A 20160-nucleotide genomic window follows, 5' to 3' on the forward strand; every position below is an offset into this window, starting at 1 on the left:
CGCAGGTGCGGAGGCCACTTCGCTCGATGTTTCCTTCGTGTGAACGCACCCCGTGGTTCCGTGTTGCGTCACGCTCTTCGGGCCAGTTCACAGGGGGTGAACAACGTCCACGGGTACCCCCTGGTTCCTTTGCAGGACCATGACCTGGGTCACGTGGGCGGCGGAGTGTAGCAGAGGACCTCCACAACCTTGTGAAGGGGCGCACGAGCACCCCCCCTGGGAGGGGTGGATACTCGGATGCATGAGCACCACGGAGCGTCCCAGGATCCTCGTAGTAGGCGGCGGGTACGTAGGCCTGTACGCAGCTCGGCGCATCCTCAAGAAGATGCGCTACGCGGAGGCGACCGTCACGGTCGTCGACCCGCGGTCGTACATGACCTACCAGCCCTTCCTCCCCGAAGCCGCCGCCGGCAGCATCTCGCCGCGCCACGTCGTCGTCCCGCTGCGACGCGTCGTGCGCGGAGCCGAGGTGCTCACCGGCCGGGTCACCACCATCGACCAGGACCGCAAGGTCGCCACGATCTCGCCGCTCGTCGGCGAGGCGTACGAGCTGCCGTTCGACTACCTGGTCATTGCGATGGGTGCCGTCTCCCGCACCTTCCCGATCCCCGGCCTCGCCGAGCAGGGCATCGGCATGAAGGGCATCGAGGAGGCCATCGGCCTGCGCAACCACGTCCTCGAGCAGCTCGACAAGGCTGACTCGACGACCGATGAGGAGGTCCGCCGCAAGGCGCTGACCTTCGTCTTCGTGGGCGGCGGCTTCGCCGGCGCGGAGACCATCGGCGAGGTCGAGGACATGGCCCGCGACGCGGCGAAGTACTACCAGAACGTGAAGCGCGAGGACATGCGCTTCATCCTGGTCGACGCCGCCGACAAGATCCTTCCCGAGGTCGGCCCGAAGCTGGGCCAGTACGGCAAGGAGCACCTCGAGAGCCGCGGCATCGAGATCTACCTCCAGACCTCGATGGACTCCTGCGTCGACGGCCACGTCGTGCTGAAGAACGGCCTTGAGGTCGACTCCAGCACGATCGTGTGGACCGCCGGTGTGAAGCCGAACCCGGCGCTCTCCCGCTTCGGTCTGCCGCTCGGCCCCCGCGGCCACGTGGACTGCAACGAGAAGCTCCAGGTCAACGGTCTCGACTACGTGTGGGCCGCGGGCGACAACGCCCAGGTCCCGGACCTGGCCGCGATCAAGGCCGGCGTCCCGGCCGAGCGCGCCTGGTGCCCGCCGAACGCCCAGCACGCGCTGCGCCAGGCCAAGGTCCTCGGCGACAACGTGGTCTCCGGCATGCGGGGCTTCCCGCAGAAGGAGTACGCGCACGCCAACAAGGGTGCCGTCGCGGGTCTCGGCCTGCACAAGGGCGTCGCGATGATCGTCATGGGCAAGATGAAGATCAAGCTCAAGGGCCGTCTCGCCTGGTACATGCACCGTGGCTACCACGGCATGGCGATGCCGACCTGGAACCGCAAGATCCGCATCTTCGCCGACTGGACCCTGGGCATGTTCCTCAAGCGTGAGGTCGTCTCCCTGGGTGCCATGGAGACCCCGCGCGAGGAGTTCTACGAGGCGGCGAAGCCCGCCCCGGCGCCGGCCGCCCCGGCGCAGGAGAAGGCCAAGGCCTCGTAACCTCCCCGGCAAGACCCGAGAAGGGCCGTCCGCCATCCGTGGTGCGGACGGCCCTTTCGCGTGCGCGGGTGGACCACGAAAGCGCCCCCGCGCACCGCCCTTCGCGTGTTTTTCCGGACTCGTTGCCCTCGAACGGGAGTGGAACACCTACCGACGGTGTTCCCTTGGTGACAGGCATTTCTGGGGCACGAGATCACGGAGGTGTTTCATCATGGCCGACGCCGCGTCGCGGCTGACCGCCCTCGCCGAGGACGTGCTGGGAGCTCGGCTCCCCGTGCGACTGCGGGCCTGGGACGGCAGCGAAGCAGGTCCCGCGGACGGCCCGGTACTGATCATCCGCGAGCGCCGGGCCCTGCGCCGGCTGCTGTGGAAGCCGGGGGAGCTCGGCCTTGCCCGGGCGTGGGTGGCCGGGGAGATCGACGTGGAAGGGGACCTCTACACGGTCCTCGACCGGCTGGCGGGGTTCCTGTGGGAGCGCGGCGAGGAGTCGCGGGGCCTCCTGGAGACCGCGCGTGACCCGAAGGTGCGGGCCGCCGCCCGCGCGCTCCTGAAGCTGGCCGGCCCGTTCCCGCCGCCGAAGCCTCCCCTGGAGGAGATGCGCGGGCGCAGCGGCGCGCGCCACACCAAGCGCCGGGACAAGCAGGCGATCAGTCACCACTACGACGTGGGCAACGAGTTCTACGAGCTGGTCCTCGGCCCGTCGATGGTCTACTCGTGCGCGTACTGGACGGAGCAGGGGTCCCTGGAGGACGCCCAGCGGGACAAGCTGGACCTGATCGCGCGCAAGCTGGCCCTGAAGGAGGGCGACCGGCTGCTCGACGTCGGCTGCGGCTGGGGCTCGATGGCGATCCACGCGGCCCGTGAGTACGGCGCCCGGGTGGTCGGCGTCACCCTCTCCCGGGAGCAGGCCGCGTTCGCGCGCAAGCGGATCGCGGAGGAGGGGCTGACCGACCGGATCGAGATCCGGGTGCAGGACTACCGGGACGTCGCGGACGGCCCGTTCGACGCGATCTCGTCGATCGGCATGGCCGAGCACGTGGGCACGGTGAAGTACCGGGAGTACGCGGACGCGCTGTACGGGCTCCTGAAGCCCGGCGGGCGGCTGCTCAACCACCAGATCTCGCGCCGCCCGGAGCCGGACGAGGAGGCGTACGAGGTGGACGCGTTCATCGACGCGTACGTCTTCCCGGACGGCGAACTGGCCCCGATGGGCCGCACCCTGACGACCCTGGAGGACGCGGGCTTCGAGGTGCGGGACGTGGAGGCGATCCGCGAGCACTACGCGCTGACGCTGCGCCGCTGGGTGGCGAACCTGGAGGCCCACTGGGACCGGGCGGTGCGGCTGACCTCGCCGGGCCGGGCGCGGATCTGGCGCCTGTACATGGCGGCCTCGGCGGTCTCCTTCGAGCGCAACCGGATCGGAGTCAACCAGTTCCTGGCGGTGCGGACGCCGGGCTCGGGCGCCTCGGGCGTGGCGCTGCGGCCGAGGGAGTGGATCGAGGCCCAGGAGCCCCAGGGGTCCCAGGGACTCCAAGGGCGCTGATACGTTCGGACCTTCGGGTTCCGGAAGGCGGGGTGCCGGTTCGGATCGGCACCCCGTTCCTTTCGGGTCCTGATTGTCATGTATATGTCGTTTCGCGCCTGAGGGGGAATCTTGCGCCGTCCCACCCGTCTCGTCCTCGCCCTGGCCGCCGCCGTCGGCCTGCTCGCGGCCTCCCCGGCCCCGGCCGGTGCCGACACCACCGCCGTCACCACCACGGCCACCTTCAACGACCCGTCCGGCGACGCCGCCGCCCAGGACCGGGTCCGTGACCACATCATCGGCCTCATCGGCCAGACCCCCGCGGGTGCCACCATCACCGCCGGGCTCTACACCTTCACCGACGACACCGTCACCGACGCCCTCGGCGCCGCCAAGGACCGCGGGGTGAACGTCCGGGTCGTCGTCGACCACACCTCCGTCACCATGACCGGCGGCGAGTACACCCGGCTAGTCGCCCGCCTCGGCACCGACCGCGCCCAGGGCTCCTGGGTCTTCGCCTGCCCCGCAGGACGCGGCTGCATCGGCTCCCGCCAGCTGCCCGGCGACCCCGACGGCGCCATCAACCACAACAAGTTCTGGCTGTTCTCGAACACCGGCGGCGCGAACGACGTCGTGGTGCAGACCTCCGCCAACATGACGGGCGTCCAGCGCACCGACCTCTTCAACAACGCCGTCACCATCGTCGACACCGGCCTCTACGGCATCTACCAGGACTACTTCGCCGACCTGCTCGCCTACGGCAGCTCCACGACCGGGCTCAGCCACTACTACAAGACCCCGGCCAGCGGCCCGTACAAGGCGTACTTCTTCCCGCGCAAGGAGGCCGCCGGCACCACGTACGACAACGACGCCTCCACCGACACCGTCAAGCTGATCCTCGACAACGTCAGCTGCACCGGCGGCACCCAGATCCGGATGGCCGCCAACCTCTTCACCCGCGACGAGGTCGCCACCAAGCTGGTCGCCCTGAAGAACGCCGGCTGCTCCGTGATCCTCGCCCACGACGGCGCCCCCGGCTCCATGGGCGCCTCCGTCGAGTCGATCATCTCCGGCAAGCTCACCCAGCGCGTCCAGTGCTACGAGGACCGGGGCGCCGGCGTCGCCAAGGCGGGCCTGCACTCCAAGTACCTGCTGATCGAGGGCGTGTACGACGGGGTGGCCGGCAGGAAGCTGGTGTGGACCGGCAGCCACAACTACACCTACCCGGCGCTGCGGGCCAACGACGAGACGCTGCTGAAGATCGACGACCCGGCGCTCTACGCCCAGTTCAAGGCCAACCACCAGTACCTCATGACGTACTGCGCGGGCAGCTGACCCGCAGGCCGTGAGAACGCCGGAAGGGCCGGTCTCCCCGAGCGGGGAGACCGGCCCTTCCGTCCGTCCGTGACGGGGTGCTACTCGGCCTTGATCGCGGAGAGCATGTTCAGCTTGGCCGCGCTGCGGGCCGGCCACAGGGAGGCCAGCACGCCGACCAGTCCGGCCAGGAGCACGAAGAGCCCGATCCGGCCCCAGGGCATCACCAGCGCGTAGTCCGGCAGGCTGTTCTTCAGCGTCTCGCCGATCGCCCAGCCGAGGAACGAGCCGAGGCCGATGCCGACCACCGCGCCGAACAGCGAGATGACCACGGCCTCCAGGCGCACCATGCGCTTCACCCGGCGCCGGTCCAGGCCGATCGCCCGCAGCATGCCGATCTCCTGCTGGCGCTCGAAGACCGACATGGCCAGCGTGTTGACGACACCGAGCACCGCGATGATCAGCGCCATCGCCAGCAGGCCGTACATGATGTTCAGCATCATGTTGATGACGCCGCCGAACGAGTCGCGCATGTCCTTCTGGTCCATGACCGTCATGGCCGGGTTGTCACCGAGCGCCTTCATGACGGCCTTCTCGGCCGAGGCGGAGGCGCCGCCGTCCATCTTCACGAAGATCTGCGGGATGTACGGCTTGGGGTCGTGGGCGTTGAGGATCTTCGCGTCCAGGACGAGCGGCGAGACGAACTCGCTGCCCTCGTAGACCGCGCCGACCGTCAGCGTGCCCTTCTTCTTGTCCGAGAACTCGACCGGCAGGGTCGTCCCGACCTTCCAGCCCTGCTTCTCGGCGGTCTTGTCCTCGACGGCGACCTCGCCCTGGGCGAGCGAGCCCAGCGAACCGTCGACGACCTTCAGGTTGAGGACCTTCTCGAGGTCGCCCGGGGTGACACCGGAGGCGGACTTGAAGTCGCCCTTCACCTGGAGGTAGCCGGACTGCTGCGGCGAGACGGCGGTCACGCCGGGGGCCTTGCGGACGGCGTCCAGCGCGGCCTGGTTGAGGCCGTCACCGCTCGCCATGGAGATCATGTAGTCGGCCTTGACCTGATCGGTCGTCATCCGGTCCACGGCCGAGCCGACCGTGGCGCCGAGCACCGAGAGCCCGGTGACCAGGGTGAGACCGATGGCGAGCGCGGAGGCCGTGGCGCCGGTGCGGCGCGGGTTGCGGACCGCGTTCTGACCGGCGAGCGAACCGGCCACGCCGAAGGGCTTCAGGAACGGGCGGGCCAGCGCGATCACCGGGCGGGACAGCAGCGGGATCAGCACGATCACACCGATGAGCGCGAGGAACGCGCCGCCGGCGATCAGCATCCGGCCGTCGTCGCCGCCCTTGCCGGCGCCGGCGAAGACCGCGACCGCGCCCAGCGAGGTGATGATCGCGCCGAGGGTGTTGCGCACGACCAGGGACTTTGTGGAGGCCACCGCGTGGACGCTGCTCATGGCGGCGACCGGCGGGATCCGCGCGGCGCGGCGGCCGGGCAGCCAGGCGGCGAGCATGGTGACCAGGATGCCGACGGCGAGCGCCGAGACCAGCGGGGTGGTGCCGACCACGAGGTCACCGGCCGGGACCTTCAGGCCGAAGGCGGTCATGGCGGAGCGCAGGCCCGCGGCGAGCCCGATGCCGAGGACGAAGCCGACCACGGAGGCGACCAGTCCGACCACACCGGCCTCCGCGAGCACGGAGCGGGTGATCTGCTTGCGCGAGGCGCCGACGGCGCGCATCAGCGCGAGTTCCTTGGTGCGCTGGGCGACCAGCATCGTGAAGGTGTTGGAGATCAGGAAGATGCCGACGAAGAGCGCGATGCCGGCGAAGCCGAGCAGCATCTGGTTGAGCGCGCCGAGGCCCTGCTCGATGTCCTTGGCCTGCCGGTCGGCGAGGGCCTGGCCGGTCTGGGCCTCGGCGGTGTCGCCGACGACCTTCTCCACCTCGGCGAGGATCTTCGCGTCGTCCGCGCCGGGCTTGCCGGTGACGGTGATGTCGAGGAAGTGGCCGGGCTTGAGGTACAGCTTCTGGGCGGTGGCCGTGTCGAAGACGACGAGGCTGCCGCCGGCGTTCACGGCGCCGTCCTCGGTGGTGAAGACACCGGAGAGCGTGTACGTCTCGACGGGGCCGTTGGTGGCCACGCGGACCTGGTCGCCGACCCGGTAGCCGCCCTTGTCGGCGGTCTCCTTGTCGAGCGCGATCTGGTCGTCCTGGACCGGGCCCTCACCGCTGGTGAAGGTGTACGCCGAGTCCTTGCCGTCCTGGCCGGGGGCGAAGTTGGTGCCCTTGTTGGACCAGCCGACGCCGATCAGCTTGCCGTTCTTGTCCGGCACGCCGGCGAAGCCGTTGACCCGGCCGGTCGCCTTGGCGACGCCGTCGAGCCCGGCGATCTTCTGCCGGGTCTGCTCGGAGAGTCCCGGCGTCCGGTTCGGGTCCTGCTGGTTGGGGGCGGCGCTGACGGCGACGGCGACGTCGTCATAGCTCTTGGCCGACTGGCTGCGGAAGGCGTTGGAGAGGGTGTCGGTGAAGACGAGGGTGCCGGAGACGAAGGCCACACCGAGCATCACGGCGAGCACGGTCATCAGCAGCCTGGCCTTGTGCGCGAGCACATTGCGCAGGGCGGTACGGAACATGGGTGGGGTCCTGAACGGAAGCTGGGACGGAGGACGGGGTGCGGCGGGGCCGCGTCAGCTCGTACGGCCCTTGGCGTCGAAGGCCTTCATGCGGTCGAGCACGCCGTCCGCCGTGGGGTGGAGCATCTCGTCGACGATCCGGCCGTCGGCCAGGAAGATCACGCGGTCCGCGTAGGAGGCGGCGACCGGGTCGTGGGTGACCATCACCACGGTCTGGCCCAGCTCGCGCACCGAGTTGCGCAGGAAGCCCAGCACCTCGGCGCCGGAGCGCGAGTCGAGGTTTCCGGTCGGCTCGTCACCGAAGATGATCTCGGGCTTGGAGGCCAGCGCGCGGGCCACGGCCACGCGCTGCTGCTGGCCGCCGGAGAGCTGCGCGGGACGGTGGCTGAGCCGGCCGGAGAGGCCGATCATGTCGATGACCGTCTGCACCCACTGCTTGTCGGGCTTGCGGCCGGCGATGTCCATCGGCAGCGTGATGTTCTCCAGCGCGGTCAGCGTCGGCAGCAGGTTGAACGCCTGGAAGATGAAGCCGATCTTGTCCCGGCGCAGCTGCGTGAGCTGCTTGTCCTTGAGGGAGCCGAGCTCGGTCTCGCCGATCCGTACGGAGCCGGAGCTGAAGGAGTCGAGGCCCGCGACGCAGTGCATCAGGGTCGACTTGCCGGAGCCGGACGGGCCCATGATCGCGGTGAACTCGCCCTGGCGGAAGTCGACGGTGACCCGGTCGAGGGCGACCACCTGGGTCTCGCCGTGTCCGTAGACCTTGGAGAGGTCGGTGGCGCGGGCGGCCACCGCGGTCGAGCGGGGCACGGTGGGGGTGGTGGTCACGACGGCGACTCCTGTCACTGCGACTGTTCGGGAACCACTCCATCGTTTCGAACGTTCCGGGCCGGGGCGTCCGTCCACGTGCCCGTTCCCGGGGCAGCCTGGAGTCGGACCGAGGGGTCCGGCTCTCCTCCTGAGGTATGACGGCGACCCTGATCTTGACGGACTACCGGCGGACTGTCGGCGAGTTTTCGTCAATCCGGCACGCCGCTCTTTGCGGCCGCGACCCCCGCCGCCCTTCGGAGAAGGGCCCTCACCTGCACTGACACACCCTCAGGTGTCAATAAAATAAGACAACATCGGAAGGCTGTTCCGCTGAACGGGCGACCTGCCCCGATAGGCTCATGTGCCAACGCGGAGCTTCGCGACCCGCCCGGATGGTGGAATGCAGACACGGCGAGCTTAAACCTCGCTGGCCTTCAGGCCGTACCGGTTCGAATCCGGTTCCGGGCACAAGCTCCTCTCCTCCCCCCTTCCCGTCACCGTTCCCTCGGTCTCCCTTCACCGAAAGATCCTCCCCGAGCACTAGGGAGTTTCTTTTGCTTCCCTATTACTCTTGAGGGGACGCCGCGCAGTGCGGCCATGGAGGAGTGAGATGAGGAGCAGCAACCCGGTCTTCTCGCGACGGGGGTTCAGCCGCGACAACGGCTACGCCGGCTTCAACGCGCAGCAGCCGCAGGCCGGGGGCCCCGCCGTCGGAACCAACCCGTACGCCACCGGCACCCCGTACGCCGGGGGCGCGACGAACCCGTACGCGACCAACCCGTACGCGCCGCAGGACACCGTCCCCGGCGCGCCGCAGCAGGTCAGCGGCAACGTGATGACGATCGACGACGTGGTGAGCCGCACGGCCATCACGCTCGGCACGGTCGTGGTCACCGCAGTCCTGTCCTGGCTGCTGCTGCCGGTCGACCCGGCGAACCTGGCCAAGTCCTACGGCATCGCCATCGGCGCCGCCCTGGTGGCGCTGGTCCTGTCGCTGATCCAGTCGTTCAAGCGCAAGCCCGTGCCGGCGCTGATCCTGGGCTACGCGGCCTTCGAGGGCGTCTTCCTCGGTGTGCTGTCCGCCGCCGTCTCGACGTACATCGCCGACGGCGTCGTCATCCAGGCCGTGCTCGGCACCATGGCGGTCTTCGCCGGCGTGCTGATCGCGTACAAGATGCGCTGGATCCGCGTCACCCGCCGTTTCTACGGCTTCGTGATGGCCGCCGCGATGGGCTTCATGCTGCTCATGGTGGTCAACCTGCTGTTCGCCGTCTTCGCCGGCGGTGACGGCCTCGGCTTCCGCAGCGGCGGCCTCGGCATCCTGTTCGGTGTCATCGGCATCGTCCTCGGTGCCTGCTTCCTCGCCCTGGACTTCAAGCAGGTCGAGGACGGCATCACGTACGGCGCTCCGCGCGAGGAGTCCTGGCTGGCGGCCTTCGGCCTCACCATGACCCTGGTGTGGATCTACCTGGAGGCGCTGCGTCTGCTGTCGATCCTCCAGGGCGACGACTGACGCACCCCCTGACACGGGGGAAGGGCCCGTCCGGCATCCGCCGGGCGGGCCCTTCCGCGTTCCCGCGACCCGTGGACCCGTCCTAGTCCACGTACGCGTCGAGCAGCACCCTGGCCGCGTCCTTGGCCCGTGCGGCGGGCTCGGAGGTGCCGTTGATGCCGGCGACGGCCATGGCGCCGTTGGCGAGCAGGGCCAGCTGGTCGGCGAGGGCGGGCGGGGCGTTCAGGGCGGTGGTCTGCTCGGCGAAGTAGTCCCGCAGGGCCTGCTTGTGGCCGCGGGCGATCTCGGCGATGTCGGGGGAGATGCCGCCCATCTCGCCGAAGGTGTTGATGAAGGCGCAGCCGCGGAAGCCGGGGTCGGCGAACCACTCGCCGAGGTAGTCGAAGACCGCGAGAGCGCGCTCGTACGGGGTGGTGGCGTGGGTGGCGCCGTGGGCGGCGATCGCCTCGCGGACGGCGCCGTCGCGGCGCTTGAGGACCGCCCAGACCAGATGGTCCTTGGAGGGGAAGAGCTGGTAGAGGCGCTTGAGCGAGACGCCCGACGCGCCGCGGATGGCGTCCATGCCGACGCCCTGCACCCCCCGCTCGTCGAACAGCGTCTCGGCCGTCTCCAGGAGCTTCAGCTCGGCGGTCTCCGCGTCCATCCCGATCACTCCTCCGTCATGCGCCCGCGCGGGCGCCCACGTCCGTGCGCACGTCCCCGCGCACCTCTGCGCTTGCGCTGAGAACCATCGTTCTCCTACTCTACAGGGCAGAGGGAGAACGCTCGTTCTCCCCTGGAGGAGGGGCACCCCATGTCCGTATTCACGCTGCGCGGCCGCACCGAGATCATCGACGGCCTGGAGGTCTTCTACCGAGAGGCCGGCGACCCGTCCCACCCCACCCTCGTGCTGCTGCACGGCTTCCCGGCCAGCTCGCACATGTTCCGCGGCCTGATGGCCGAGCTCGCCGACTCGTACCACCTCGTCGCACCCGACCACATCGGCTTCGGCGCCTCCGCCGCGCCCGCCGTGACCGACTTCGCCTACGGCTTCGAGAAGCTCACCGAGATCACCCTGAAGCTGCTCGACCGCCTCGGGCTCGACCGCTTCGCCCTCTACATCCAGGACTACGGCGCCCCCATCGGCCTGCGCATCGCCTCCCGCCACCCCGAGCGGGTCACCGCCCTGGTCACCCAGAGCGGCAACGCCTACCTGGAGGGCTTCACGCCCTTCTGGGACGTGCTCTTCGCGCACGCCGGGGACCGGGAGACCCACGAGCCCGCCGTACGCGAGCTGCTGACCGCCGAGGCCACCCGCTGGCAGTACACCCACGGCGTCCCGGCCGACCGGCTCGACCGCGTCGGGCCCGAGACCTGGACCCTCGACCAGGCCGGCCTCGACCGGCCCGGCAACAAGGAGGTCCAGCTCCAGCTCTTCTGGGACTACCAGTTCAACCTGGACGCCTACCCGGCCTTCCAGGAGTACTTCCGCACCCACCGGCCCCCGCTGCTCGCCGCCTGGGGACGCGGCGACGAGATCTTCGGGCCCGCCGGCGCCGAGGCCTTCGCCCGCGACCTGCCGGACGCGGAGATCCACCTCCTGGACGCCGGGCACTTCGCCCTGGAGACGCACGGCGAGGAGATCGCGCGGCTGGTCCGCGACTTCCTCGGCCGGCGGGTGAAGGAGTGAGCCGCCGGCGGTCCGCTGTCAGAGCATCCGGCGGGCCGCCCGGCGCAGGTCGTACTCGTGGATGATCGCCTTGGCGTGGCCGTACGCGAGGTCGTGCGCCCCGCGCAGCCAGCTGACCTTGTCCTCGAAGCGGAGGAGCGAGGGCCCGTCCTCCACGGTCTTCAGCCACTCGGAGATCTCGCGGCCGGTGCAGTGCGGGATACGGGCGAGGAGGTTGCGGTGGGTCTCTTCGGAGAGGGTGTAGGACATCGGCGCCTCCGGACGCGTTGTGCCGTGTGCTGCTCCTTCACGTCACCGTGCCCGAGCGTTCGCCCGTTGGCAATGGTGCCCGGGCGGCGCATAGGCTCGCACCGTGCGTGATACGAGTGGACTGACCGGCGCCGCAGAGCGGTTCGCCGACCGGCTGCGGGCCGCCCCGCAGAGCCGCCTCCAGCGCGGCGCCGCCGCCGAAGGCCTGGCCCTGGCCAGGGAGTTGGCGACCCGGGCGCAGCGCGTCGAGTTCCCGGACCGGGAGCCGGCCGAGCTGCCGGACGCCGGGGTCTTCGTGGTCGCCGACCAACTGACGGTCGCCGCCGCGGATCTGGCCGAAGCACTGCGAACGGCCCCGGCCGGTGCCCCCGAGGGGGACCTGGACGAGGCCGTGAGACTGGTACGTGAGGCGGAGGCGCGCTCGGGCCTCTAGACGCCCCTGGGTCACGGGGCTAGACGCCCCTGGGTCACGGGGCGCCGGTCAGAGGCTGGCGATCACGCGGTCCGCCAGGATGTACACGTTGTCCTCCGCCGCGTCGCCGCAGGAGAAGGTCAGGGCGTAGGCGCCGGAGACGCCCGAGCCGCCGAGCAGGACCGGGGTGTGGCCGGCGCGCAGGGCCTCGGCGAGGCGCTCCGCGGTCTCCCGGTGGCCGGGGGTCATGCAGAGCGTGGTGCCGTCGGCGAAGACGTACACGTCCAGCGTGCCCAGCGGGCCGGGGCGGACGTCGGTCAGCGCCGTGCGGGTGTCCGCGAGCTCCTCCAGGCGGGCCACCGTGCGCTCGTGGTCGGTGACCACGGGGGTCTGCACCGGCACGAAGTCGGGGTGCGAGGGGTGCCGGCGACGGGCCGCGGCCAGCTCGGGGGAGTCGTCCGGGTAGTCGGACGCCCCGGCCGGCTCCGGGAACTCGTCGAAGGTGTCGAAGACATCCAGCGGGTCGGGGCCGTCGAGCGCGGCGGCCTCCGCCTCCATCGCCTCCAGGGCCATCGCCTCCAGGCCCACGAAGTCGGCCTGACGGGGCACGAAGTAGGGACCGTCCTCGGCCGGACCGCCCGCACCGCCGAGCAGCGACGGGGCGTCGGCGGCGTCCCGGGCCTCCTGCGCGGCCCAGAAGGCCCGCGCCTCGGCCAGCTCGCGCTCGCGCTCCTCGGCCAGCGCCTCGGCGACCGCGGCCCGTATCTCGGCGGCGGGCGTCTGGCGGGCGTGCGGCACGGACAGGCCGTTGGCGGCGGCGAGTTCGCCACGCAGCGCGGTGACCTGCTTACGGAGAGCGTGGGCGGAGTGCAGGGCGGCGACGCCCACCGCGGTGGCAGCCGCCGTGGTCACCAGCAGGGCAAGAGACAGTGCGCTCACTGACGTACTCCCGATTCCGAGTCGATCCCCCGACTTCCTACATCAGCTTGGCCCGGGGTGGTGCGTCCTGTCAGTGCATTACGTCACGAAATGGACAGGTATTTATGCCTGGTGTTTAGTCCCGAAACGGCTCTGACCTGCGGAAACAGTACTCCCCCGGGATGTAGGTCACATCCTGGGGGAGATTCGGTCACGGCTTGGACGCGGGGTGGTTAGGAGAGGCGCTCGATGACCATGGCCATGCCCTGGCCGCCGCCCACGCACATGGTCTCCAGGCCGAACTGCTTGTCGTGGAACTGGAGGCTGTTGATGAGGGTGCCGGTGATGCGGGCGCCCGTCATGCCGAAGGGGTGGCCGACGGCGATCGCGCCGCCGTTGACGTTGACCCGGTCCAGGTCGAAGCCCAGCTCGCGGTAGGACGGGATGACCTGCGCGGCGAAGGCCTCGTTGATCTCGACCAGGTCGATGTCGGAGCTGGTCAGGCCGGCGCGGCGGATGGCCTGCTTCGAGGCCTCGACCGGGCCGAGGCCCATGATCTCGGGGGAGAGGCCGGAGACGCCGGTGGAGACGATCCGGGCCAGCGGGGTCAGGCCCAGCTCGCGCGCCTTGGTGTCGGACATGATCACCAGCGCGGCGGCGCCGTCGTTCAGCGGGCAGCAGTTGCCGGCGGTGACCAGGCCGTCGGGGCGGAAGACCGGCTTGAGGCCGGAGACGCCCTCCAGGGTGACGCCGGCGCGCGGGCCGTCGTCGGTGGAGACCACGGTGCCGTCGGGCAGCGTCACCGGGGTGATCTCGCGCTCCCAGAAGCCGTTCTTGATGGCCTGCTCGGCGAGGTTCTGCGACCGTACGCCGAACTCGTCCATCTCCTGGCGGGTGATGCCCTTCCAACGGGCCAGGTTCTCGGCGGTCTGGCCCATGGCGATGTACGCGTCGGGGACGATGCCGTCCTCGCGCGGGTCGTGCCAGGTGGAGCCCTCGGACTCGGCGACGGCCTTGGTGCGGGCCTCGGCGTCGGCGAAGAACGGGTTGTGCGTGTCCGGCAGCGAGTCCGAGTTGCCCTTCACGAAGCGGGACACCATCTCGACACCGGCCGAGATGAAGACGTCGCCCTCGCCCGCCTTGATCGCGTGCAGCGCCATCCGGGAGGTCTGCAGCGAGGAGGAGCAGTAGCGGGTGATCGTGCAGCCGGGGAGGTGGTCCATCCCCATCTGCACGGCCACGATCCGGCCCAGGTTGTTGCCCTGCTCGCCGCCGGGCAGGCCACAGCCGAGCATCAGGTCGTCGATGTCGCGCGGGTCCAGCTCGGGGACCTTGGCGAGGGCGGCCTGGATGATCGTGGCGGTGAGGTCGTCGGGCCGCAGGTCCTTGAGGGAGCCCTTGAAGGCCCGGCCGATCGGGGAGCGGGCGGTCGAGACGATGACGGCTTCGGGCATCACGGCTCCAGGAGGGTGCTGGGTGGGCGGACTGAAAGGGAAGTTACCCGTACGTACCGCATGGGGTCACCGGCCTCGGCATGTGATGCGGACCTCTTTTCTAAGCGTACGCTCAGCGGCGTCGTACGCGGGTGCTCACTCCTGTCGTACGGAGGCGCTCCGGGAGCCCGGACCGCCCTCCCCGTCCTCGCCCTTCCCGCCTGCCCCGCCCTCCGGCCGTCCCTCCGCCGCCCGGGGGTCCGCCGCGGGCGCCCCCGGTACCGGCAGCCGCCGGCGCCTGCGGTGTTTCAGCAGGGCCCACGGCGCGCGGGCGCCGGTGACCTCCGTGCCGGCCTCCTTCGCCGCCTCGGCCGCCGCCTTCGCCACCGGCAGCATGTTCTCGTGCCGGTCCGCGTCGATCCGGTCCGCCTCCGGCCACATCGCGAGCGCCGCGCAGACCGTCGGGAGCAGGGCCATCGCCGCCGTCGCGTACCCCTCCGCCGAGGGGTGGAAGTTGTCCACCCCGAACATCTCGCGCGGGTTCGCCGCGAACTCCGGCCCCAGCAGGTCGCCCAGCGACACCGTCCGCCCGCCCTGCTCGACCACCACGATCGTCTGCGCCGCCGCCAGCTGCCGCGAGGCCCGCCGGGCCAGCCAGCGCAGCGGCTGGTAGACCGGCTCGATCGTGCCCAGATCCGGGCAGGTGCCGACCACCACCTCCGCGCCCGCCGTCCGCAGCCGCCGCACCGCCGACGCCATGGCGCGCACCGACTGGGTGGCCGGCATCCGGTGGGTGACGTCATTCGCGCCAATCATGATCACGCACACGTCCGGCGCCCCGGCCGGTCCCGCGAGGAGCAGCGACACCTGCCGCTCCAGGTCGTCCGAGCGCGCTCCCGGCAGCGCCACGTTCCGCAGGTCCACCGGGCGCTCGGCCACCGCCGCGAGCCCGGAGGCGAGCAGCGCCCCGGGGGTCTGTCCCGTGCGGCGCACGCCCTGACCGGCCGCCGTGGAATCACCCAGAAGGCCCAGTCTGAGCGGGGTCTCGGTGCCGTACGCCCGTCCGTACCGGCCGTCCGCGCCCGGCGGCAGCGGTGCCACGCCGCCCCCCACCGACCGCTTGGCCAGCTGCACCTCGGCGAGCAGGACCCCGACGGCGGCCACGCCGAGCAGTCCGATGCTCCCGCCGCCGTACGCCGCACCCGCCGCGATCCGCCGTGCCACCCTCGCGCTGGACATCCGGGCCGTCACCTCCTTCGAGCCACCTCGTGACTACTCACTGCCCCGTAAGCGCCTCCGTCTACGCATCGCACGCAATACGCTGGCCACACCATTACGGAGACCCCGGAGATTACGGTGCAATACCACGACTCGATGATCAGCCTCGTCGGCAACACCCCGCTGGTGAAGCTCAACAACGTCACTGCGGGCATCCAGGCCACCGTCCTGGCCAAGGTGGAGTACTTCAACCCCGGCGGTTCGGTCAAGGACCGCATCGCCCTGCGCATGATCGAGGCGGCGGAGGAGAGCGGCGCGCTCAAGCCCGGCGGCACCATCGTCGAGCCCACGTCCGGCAACACCGGCGTCGGCCTTGCGATCGTGGCCCAGCAGAAGGGCTACAAGTGCATCTTCGTCTGCCCGGACAAGGTGTCCACGGACAAGATCAACGTCCTGCGGGCGTACGGCGCCGAGGTCGTCGTCTGCCCGACGGCCGTCGACCCCGAGCACCCCGACTCGTACTACAACGTGTCGGACCGTCTCGTCCGTGAGACCCCCGGCGCCTGGAAGCCGGACCAGTACTCGAACCCGAACAACCCGCGCTCGCACTACGAGAGCACCGGCCCGGAGCTCTGGGAGCAGACCGACGGGAAGATCACCCACTTCGTCGCCGGCATCGGCACCGGCGGCACGATCTCCGGCACCGGCAAGTACCTGAAGGAGGTCAGCGGCGGCAAGGTCCAGATCGTCGGCGCCGACCCCGAGGGCTCGGTCTACTCCGGCGGCTCCGGCCGTCCGTACCTGGTCGAGGGCGTCGGCGAGGACTTCTGGCCGACCGCCTACGACCGGACCGGCACCGACCGCATCGTCGCCGTGTCCGACAAGGACTCGTTCCAGATGACCCGCCGCCTCGCCAAGGAGGAGGGCCTCCTGGTGGGCGGCTCCTGCGGCATGGCGGTCGTCGCCGCGCTCGAGGTCGCCAAGGAGCTGGGCCCGGACGACATCGTCGTGGTGATCCTGCCGGACTCCGGCCGCGGCTACCTCTCCAAGATCTTCAACGACGAGTGGATGGCCGACTACGGCTTCCTGGAGGACACCACCTCCGCCACCGTCGCCGACGTGCTCCGCCACAAGTCGCACGGCATGCCCTCCCTCGTCCACATGCACCCGGACGAGACCGTCGGCCAGGCCATCGAGGTGCTGCGCGAGTACGGCGTCTCCCAGATGCCGATCGTCAAGCCCGGCGCCGGTCACCCCGACGTCATGGCCGCCGAGGTCGTCGGCTCGGTCGTCGAGCGCGAGCTCCTGAGCGCCCTCTTCACCCAGAAGGCCGCCCTGGAGGACCCGCTGGAGCACCACATGTGCGCCCCGCTGCCGCAGGTCGGCTCGGGCGAGCCGGTCGCCGACCTGATGTCCGTACTCGGTGAGGCGGACGCGGCGATCGTGCTGGTCGAGGGCAAGCCGACCGATGTGGTCAGCCGCCAGGACCTGCTCGCCTTCCTCGCCGCCAACGGGGGCGCGAAGCAGCACTGAGTCCGCACGGACCGTGCGGCACGGTGACGGCGGGTGCGTTCGCACAACCGGTACGAGCGCGACACGTACCCGCAGCACCGGCTTAACACGCGTCCGGCAGATTGGGACTCGTCGGCGTCACGGACCTCCGGAGCGGCTCCCGGACCTCCCACGACGCCACGGACGCGGACCGGCCCTGACCCGGGCCCGTGTCCCTCGCGGGGACCGCCGTCGTCCCGCCCCCCGGAAACGGGGGTGCGGCGGTCCCCGCGCAAGCCTTCCTCCCGGGCCCCGCCCGGCCCCGCCCCCCGTCCCTCCGGGGGTCTCCTCCCGGTCCCCACGACCGCCTCCCTTGCCTGCCTGCATATCCTCATGCAGAGTTCCAGGTGAATGAATAGGCGGAAGGGGGACGGCGTGAGCGACAGCCCGGCCGGACGGCTGCAGGCGCTCTTCGAGGGGCAGCGGCTGACACCGACACAGCGACGGATCGCCCACTGCATGGTCCGGCGCGCCGCCGACGTGCCCTTCCTGTCCAGCGTGGAGCTGGCCGAGCTGGCCGGCGTCAGCCAGCCCTCCGTCACCCGCTTCGCCGTCGCCCTCGGCTTCGACGGCTACCCGGCGCTCCGCAAACACCTGCGGGAGAGCGCGCCCGCGGCGCCGGTGAAGGAGGAGTCCGGGACGGCCGGATACAACGAGTACCAGCAGGCCGTCCTCGCCGAGATCGAGAACCTGCGGCACCTCGCCGAGCTGCTCGCCGACCCCGCGCCCGTCGAACGGGCCGGCCGACTGCTCGCCGGCTCACGGCCGCTGCTCGTGCTGGGCCTGCGGGCGGCCTCCTCGCAGGCGCGGGGCTTCGCCTACTTCGCCGCCAAGGTGCACCCGGACGTCCGGCTGCTCGACGAGGGCGGCACCATGCTCACCGACCGCGTCGACGCCGCCGTACGGGCCGGGGCGACGGCGCTGCTCTGCTTCGCGCTGCCCCGGCATCCGCGCGAGGTCGTCGAGGCCCTGGAGTACGCGCGCTCGGCCGGGCTCACCGTGGTGACCGTCGCCGAGTCCGCGTTCGCGCCCGTCGCCGCCCACAGCGACCTGCTCATCCCGGCCGCCGTCGGCACCGGCCTCGCCTTCGACACCGCCTGCGCGCCGATGCTGCTGGGCCGGGTGCTGCTCGAAGCCATGGCGGACGGGCTGCCGGACGCGCAGGCCCGCCTGGAGGAGTTCGACTCCAAGGCGGCCGCGCGCGGGCTCTTCGTGGAGTAGGTGAGCGGGGGTCTCAGACCTCCAGCTCCTCCTCGATCCGCTTCAGCTGGTGGCGGGCCATCGCCAGGTTGGCGCGGCCCTTGTCGAGGGCGAGGTAGAGGAAGAGGCCGTTGGTGCCACGGGACTTGAGCAGCCGGATCAGGTGGTACTGGCTGCCGAGGGTGATCAGGATGTCCTCGATCCCGTCCTGGAGGCCCAGCATCTCCATCGTGCGGACCTTGGCGCGGACCACGTCGGTGTTGCCCGCCGCGGCCATGTTCAGGTCGAGCTCCTTGCCGCCGCCGATGGTGCCGAGGGCCATGCCGCTCGTGTAGTCGACGAGGGCGGCGCCGATGGCGCCTTCGATCTGCGCTGCTTCCTTGAGGGAGGTCTCGGTGTTCGCCATGGCTGTCGTACTTCCTTCGTGAGAGAGGGGTGTGCGTCGGTCGGTTCCGGTCTCAGATGAGGTCTCTGCGTTCCAGCGCGCCGTCCACGAGCTCCCCTATCCGGGCGCTCGACCGGCGGGCCTCCAGGTGGAGGCGTCCCACGTTGATCCGCGGCTCGGCGAGCAGGGTGAGGACGGCCGAGCCGCCCGCCGCGTACGTCGCCACATAGCCGTGCTCGCCCCGGACCAGGAGCTCGCGGAAGCCGCCCTGCCCGGTGGTCTCGGTCAGCCGCCGGCCGACGCCGAGGGCCGCCGCCGTCAGCGCGGCCACGCTCTCCGCCTCGCCGTCGACGGTGTCCTGGGCCAGCACCAGGCCGTCGGCGCTGGCGGCGAGCGCTCCGGTGAGCTGCGGCAGGCGGGCCCGCAGCCGTCTCAGCTCGCCGAGCACCTCGGCTTCTGCGGTCATCAGTTGTCTCCTCTCGGCGCGCAGGCGCAGGGCACGCCTCATCACAGTGCTGCCTCCAGGGCGTCGCGGAGCCGGCGGAGCAGGGCGATGTCCGGGTCGGTGGCGACCTCGCCGACCCAGGCGGGCACGGCGGGCGGGTCGGGCGGCGGCGGTTCGCTCGGGGTCTCGACGAGCCCGGCCGCCGCGAGCCGCCGCACGTCGAGCAGCGTGTGGAAGGCGGGCCGGCCGAGCGCCCGCGCGATCTCCGCCGGGGTCCGCGTCCCGTCGGCCGCCGCGAGCAGCGTGCGCTGCCGGGCGCCGACCGGCTGCCCGGGGGCGGCGGGGCGGGGCACGACGGGTGCGGAGTCGACGGCCGGGTAGGGCCAGACGCTGTCGAGGAGTTCGCGGCGGCGCACGGTCTCGCGCTCGACGGCCTCGGCGTCGACCGGCCGCACCGCGCCGAACCAGTGCCCCACCCCGTACCGGAAGCGGCTCGGGCCGCTGGTGGGCGCGAGGGCGAAGAACGCGGCGTCGAAGACGGCGCCGAGGTGGCATATCTCCAGCTCGCCGTCGTGCAGCCGGCCGCTGTCGACGAGGAAGCGGCCGACGGCGCGGTGCGCCCCGGCCCGGTCCACGGCCTCGTCCCAGCGTTCGCGCGGCAGTCGCCCGCCCGCCGCGAGGAGGACGTCGAGGCCGGGCGCGGAGGGGCTCTCGGCGTGCACGACGCGGCCGTCGACGAGGTAGAGCGTGCCGTGGTCGCGGAGCAGGGCACCGGTCGCCTTCTCGGCGGCGAGACGGGTGAGCATCGGGGAGACGGTCATCCGAGGACCAGCCTCTCCGCGAGGTCGCCGAGCCGGATCCGGGCGAGGGCCAGGTTCCCGGCGTCGCGGTCGAGCCAGAGGTGGAGGAAGACGCTGCTGTCGAAGGCGGTCTCGACGAAGCGGAGCAGGTGGTAGCCGGTGCGGGTGGTGAGGATCAGGTCCTCCACGGGCGAGCCGTCCGGGTCGGCCGGCTCGCCCGGCCCTGCTGAGGGTGACTCGAACTCGGCCGCCGCGCGGGCCAGTTCGGCGGTCTCGGCCGCCGTCGTCTCGTGGTCGCCGACCGGGGACTCGCCCGCCGCGCCGAGGGCCAGCCCGCTGGTCCAGTCGACCAGCCAGGCGCCGCGTGCCCCCGGCAGGCCCATGGCCTCCTGTAGGCACTCGTCGATTCCGGGCACGCGAGATCCCCTCCCGATGAGGCGTGCGGACGTACGGCAGTGACGGTGACG

General features: G+C 71.2%; 19 protein-coding genes and 1 tRNA gene. 9 read left to right on the top strand and 11 right to left on the bottom strand.

Annotated elements, in window-relative coordinates; all coding sequences use genetic code 11:
* The first annotated feature begins 241 nt into the window (after positions 1-241).
* From ACZ3ZE_RS33600 to ACZ3ZE_RS33610, 3 genes are all read left to right on the top strand, one after another.
* The gene (locus tag ACZ3ZE_RS33600; RefSeq protein WP_361171986.1) at positions 242-1627 is read left to right on the top strand and encodes an NAD(P)/FAD-dependent oxidoreductase; all 1386 of its coding nucleotides are present in this window, start codon (positions 242-244) and stop codon (positions 1625-1627) included.
* Positions 1628-1838: 211 nt separating this feature from the next.
* The gene (locus ACZ3ZE_RS33605; protein ID WP_467261768.1) at positions 1839-3170 is read left to right on the top strand and encodes a class I SAM-dependent methyltransferase; all 1332 of its coding nucleotides are present in this window, start codon (positions 1839-1841) and stop codon (positions 3168-3170) included.
* Between the two features lie 111 nt (positions 3171-3281).
* Complete coding sequence (locus ACZ3ZE_RS33610) at positions 3282-4484, top strand: phospholipase D-like domain-containing protein (RefSeq protein ID WP_361171992.1); 1203 nt, start codon at positions 3282-3284, stop codon at positions 4482-4484.
* A gap of 80 nt (positions 4485-4564) precedes the next feature.
* On the opposite strand, the gene ACZ3ZE_RS33615 is transcribed toward ACZ3ZE_RS33610, so the two are convergent.
* Together ACZ3ZE_RS33615 and ACZ3ZE_RS33620 are read right to left on the bottom strand one after the other, a co-directional pair.
* Positions 4565-7093 carry an ABC transporter permease gene (locus tag ACZ3ZE_RS33615; protein WP_361171995.1) on the bottom strand — a complete coding sequence of 843 codons (2529 nt, stop codon included), beginning with the start codon at positions 7091-7093 and terminating at the stop codon, positions 4565-4567.
* A 54-nt stretch (positions 7094-7147) separates the two neighbouring features.
* Positions 7148-7918 (bottom strand): ABC transporter ATP-binding protein, encoded by a 771-nt coding sequence (locus ACZ3ZE_RS33620; RefSeq protein ID WP_351665409.1) that lies wholly within the window; start codon positions 7916-7918, stop codon positions 7148-7150.
* A gap of 368 nt (positions 7919-8286) precedes the next feature.
* On the opposite strand from ACZ3ZE_RS33620, the gene ACZ3ZE_RS33625 reads away from it, so the two are divergent.
* Positions 8287-8368 (top strand) — tRNA-Leu (locus tag ACZ3ZE_RS33625).
* A 142-nt stretch (positions 8369-8510) separates the two neighbouring features.
* Positions 8511-9413, top strand: a complete 903-nt coding sequence (locus ACZ3ZE_RS33630) for a Bax inhibitor-1/YccA family protein (protein WP_467261770.1) — start codon at positions 8511-8513, stop codon at positions 9411-9413.
* An 82-nt stretch (positions 9414-9495) separates the two neighbouring features.
* On the opposite strand, the gene ACZ3ZE_RS33635 is transcribed toward ACZ3ZE_RS33630, so the two are convergent.
* On the bottom strand, positions 9496-10056 hold the full coding sequence (locus ACZ3ZE_RS33635) for a TetR/AcrR family transcriptional regulator (protein WP_361624931.1): 561 nt from the start codon (positions 10054-10056) through the stop codon (positions 9496-9498).
* A 150-nt stretch (positions 10057-10206) separates the two neighbouring features.
* On the opposite strand from ACZ3ZE_RS33635, the gene ACZ3ZE_RS33640 reads away from it, so the two are divergent.
* On the top strand, positions 10207-11082 hold the full coding sequence (locus ACZ3ZE_RS33640) for an alpha/beta fold hydrolase (protein ID WP_361624934.1): 876 nt from the start codon (positions 10207-10209) through the stop codon (positions 11080-11082).
* Between the two features lie 18 nt (positions 11083-11100).
* On the opposite strand, the gene ACZ3ZE_RS33645 is transcribed toward ACZ3ZE_RS33640, so the two are convergent.
* Positions 11101-11331 carry a DUF4287 domain-containing protein gene (locus ACZ3ZE_RS33645; protein ID WP_361172008.1) on the bottom strand — a complete coding sequence of 77 codons (231 nt, stop codon included), beginning with the start codon at positions 11329-11331 and terminating at the stop codon, positions 11101-11103.
* A gap of 103 nt (positions 11332-11434) precedes the next feature.
* Here ACZ3ZE_RS33645 and ACZ3ZE_RS33650 point away from each other — a divergent pair, with 103 nt between their 5' ends.
* Entirely contained in the window at positions 11435-11764 is a 330-nt protein-coding gene (locus ACZ3ZE_RS33650) for a hypothetical protein (RefSeq protein ID WP_361624937.1), read from the top strand.
* Between the two features lie 48 nt (positions 11765-11812).
* On the opposite strand, the gene ACZ3ZE_RS33655 is transcribed toward ACZ3ZE_RS33650, so the two are convergent.
* From ACZ3ZE_RS33655 to ACZ3ZE_RS33665, 3 genes are all read right to left on the bottom strand, one after another.
* Positions 11813-12682 (bottom strand): hypothetical protein, encoded by an 870-nt coding sequence (locus ACZ3ZE_RS33655; RefSeq protein ID WP_361172014.1) that lies wholly within the window; start codon positions 12680-12682, stop codon positions 11813-11815.
* Positions 12683-12894: 212 nt separating this feature from the next.
* Positions 12895-14115, bottom strand: a complete 1221-nt coding sequence (locus ACZ3ZE_RS33660) for an acetyl-CoA C-acetyltransferase (protein WP_361172017.1) — start codon at positions 14113-14115, stop codon at positions 12895-12897.
* Between the two features lie 135 nt (positions 14116-14250).
* Positions 14251-15333: an SGNH/GDSL hydrolase family protein gene (locus ACZ3ZE_RS33665; RefSeq protein ID WP_363293103.1), complete on the bottom strand. Its 1083-nt coding sequence runs from the start codon at positions 15331-15333 to the stop codon at positions 14251-14253.
* A 117-nt stretch (positions 15334-15450) separates the two neighbouring features.
* Between ACZ3ZE_RS33665 and ACZ3ZE_RS33670 the strand changes: the two genes are divergently transcribed.
* Both ACZ3ZE_RS33670 and ACZ3ZE_RS33675 read left to right on the top strand, forming a co-directional pair.
* Positions 15451-16845, top strand: coding sequence for a cystathionine beta-synthase (locus ACZ3ZE_RS33670; RefSeq protein WP_361172023.1), 1395 nt, complete (start codon positions 15451-15453; stop codon positions 16843-16845).
* A 369-nt stretch (positions 16846-17214) separates the two neighbouring features.
* Positions 17215-18084, top strand: a complete 870-nt coding sequence (locus ACZ3ZE_RS33675; protein ID WP_467261772.1) for a MurR/RpiR family transcriptional regulator — start codon at positions 17215-17217, stop codon at positions 18082-18084.
* Positions 18085-18097: 13 nt separating this feature from the next.
* On the opposite strand, the gene ACZ3ZE_RS33680 is transcribed toward ACZ3ZE_RS33675, so the two are convergent.
* From ACZ3ZE_RS33680 to ACZ3ZE_RS33695, 4 genes are read right to left on the bottom strand one after another with little or no spacing between them, the layout of a single operon-like run.
* Positions 18098-18469 (bottom strand): hypothetical protein, encoded by a 372-nt coding sequence (locus ACZ3ZE_RS33680; RefSeq protein ID WP_361172029.1) that lies wholly within the window; start codon positions 18467-18469, stop codon positions 18098-18100.
* A gap of 52 nt (positions 18470-18521) precedes the next feature.
* Positions 18522-18956 carry a roadblock/LC7 domain-containing protein gene (locus ACZ3ZE_RS33685; RefSeq protein WP_442305796.1) on the bottom strand — a complete coding sequence of 145 codons (435 nt, stop codon included), beginning with the start codon at positions 18954-18956 and terminating at the stop codon, positions 18522-18524.
* Positions 18956-19714, bottom strand: a complete 759-nt coding sequence (locus ACZ3ZE_RS33690) for a transcriptional regulator (RefSeq protein ID WP_363293101.1) — start codon at positions 19712-19714, stop codon at positions 18956-18958. Before ACZ3ZE_RS33690 ends, ACZ3ZE_RS33685 begins: the two co-directional genes overlap by 1 nt.
* Entirely contained in the window at positions 19711-20109 is a 399-nt protein-coding gene (locus ACZ3ZE_RS33695; protein ID WP_361172038.1) for a hypothetical protein, read from the bottom strand. The genes ACZ3ZE_RS33690 and ACZ3ZE_RS33695 overlap by 4 nt, the downstream gene beginning before the upstream one ends.
* Between the last annotated feature and the right edge of the window lie 51 nt (positions 20110-20160).

The sequence above is a fragment of the Streptomyces sp. NPDC023157 genome (assembly GCF_055560575.1).